Origin of the sequence: Peterkaempfera griseoplana (assembly GCF_001418575.1) — a bacterium.
Taxonomy (GTDB): domain Bacteria; phylum Actinomycetota; class Actinomycetes; order Streptomycetales; family Streptomycetaceae; genus Peterkaempfera; species Peterkaempfera griseoplana.
Genome location: NZ_LIQR01000053.1, coordinates 1 through 1,283 on the forward strand (window position 1 = coordinate 1; position 1,283 = coordinate 1,283).

2 protein-coding genes and 1 pseudogene are annotated in these 1,283 nt (G+C 73.0%); 1 reads left to right on the forward strand and 2 read right to left on the reverse strand.

Annotated elements, in window-relative coordinates; translation table 11 throughout:
- Positions 1-125: 125 nt before the first annotated feature.
- Positions 126-356, reverse strand: a complete 231-nt coding sequence (locus tag AOK09_RS04285) for a DUF4287 domain-containing protein (RefSeq protein ID WP_055585760.1) — start codon at positions 354-356, stop codon at positions 126-128.
- A gap of 188 nt (positions 357-544) precedes the next feature.
- Here AOK09_RS04285 and AOK09_RS04290 point away from each other — a divergent pair, with 188 nt between their 5' ends.
- Positions 545-922 (forward strand): hypothetical protein, encoded by a 378-nt coding sequence (locus AOK09_RS04290; protein ID WP_055585761.1) that lies wholly within the window; start codon positions 545-547, stop codon positions 920-922.
- A 20-nt stretch (positions 923-942) separates the two neighbouring features.
- Here the strand turns inward: AOK09_RS04290 and AOK09_RS04295 are convergent.
- Positions 943-1,283 (reverse strand): annotated as a pseudogene (locus AOK09_RS04295) (hypothetical protein); the annotation flags it as partial.

Below are 1,283 nucleotides of genomic sequence, written 5' to 3' on the forward strand. Positions count from 1 at the left end.
GGCCCGGCACCGGTGCCGGGCAGCTCGGAGGGCCTGGGAGCCGGAAGCTCCCGGGCCCTCGGGCGTATGGGGGAAGGAAGACACGCAGGTCGGGGGTGTAACGGGGGTCGGACGGGACGCGCCGCTCAGGCGAGCTTGCGCGCAGCCCTCCGCAGGTCGTGCTCATGCACGATGGCCTTGGCGTAGCCGTACGAGATGTCGTACTCGCGGCGGAGCCAGTCGATCTTCTCCTCGCAGCGCGTGAGGCCGGGCCCGTCGTCGACCGCCTTGAGCCAGTCACTGATCTCGCGGCCGGTGACCGCCGGGATCCTGGAGAGGAGGTTCTGGTGGGTCGCTGCGGAGTACATCAGGGACATAAGCGCCTCCGGTAGAGCGGTCCGTCCTCCCACCGTGCCTGAGAGCTGAACCCTTGGCAACACTCGCCGTCGGGGCGATGGTCGGACGAGGGTCGGACGGTCCTCGTTGCCGCCTCTTTACCCACCATCCGCCCGGTTGACGCCTGAGCTTCCGGTAACTCCCCCAGCTGCCCGGATACGCTCACTCCATGCTCGATTGCGCTCCGCTGCTCACCACCGTCGACCGGCTCGCCGACCGTTTCCGCTCGATGCCGCAGAGCAGGCTGACAGGCCCCGTACCAGGGCACGCGTCACGGGCGGCGGCCGCACTGGAGCTGGCCCGCAGGCTGGCCGCCGAGGCGCAGGCGGTGGAGCAGGACGGAGCCGCGCCGTACCGGGAGCTGCCCGACGCCGGGCCCTTCGCCGCCGGGGACCAGCTGGCGGTGGCCGGGCACGACCTCGCCGCCGCCCTCGCGGCCCACCCGTCCGGGAGCCCGGTCGCCACCCGCGGCGGCGGCAGGTCCCCCGCGGACCAGGTGCTGGCGGAGGCCGTGGCGGGGCTGGAAGCGCTGGCGGAACTGGTCTGAGGGGCCGTGCGGCGCCGGGGTCAGAGACTGGCGACGACCCGGTCGGCGAGCACGTACACGGTGCCCTCACCGGTGGCGAAGGTCAGCGAGTAGGAGCCGGAGAACCGTGAGCCGCCGAGCAGCCGCACCTGTTCGCCGGCCTGCACCGCGTCGATCAGCCGCTCCGCCGAGTCCCGGTCGCCGGGTGCGACGCAGAGGGTGGTGCCGTCGGCGAAGGCGTAGACGTCCAGGGTGCCCAGCGGGCCGGGCCGTACGTCGATGAGCGCGGTGCCGTCGTCCGTGAGACGCTCCAGGGTGGAGTCGGTCCACTCGCGGGACGGGGCCCGGTTGGGGACGAAGTCCGGGTGCGAGGGGTGGCGAC

Bases quoted from the DNA above. Each gene is read 5' to 3' on its own strand.
- AOK09_RS04285 (WP_055585760.1), bottom strand. From the start codon at position 356: ATGTCCCTGATGTACTCCGCAGCGACCCACCAGAACCTCCTCTCCAGG.
- AOK09_RS04290 (WP_055585761.1), top strand. From the start codon at position 545: ATGCTCGATTGCGCTCCGCTGCTCACCACCGTCGACCGGCTCGCCGAC.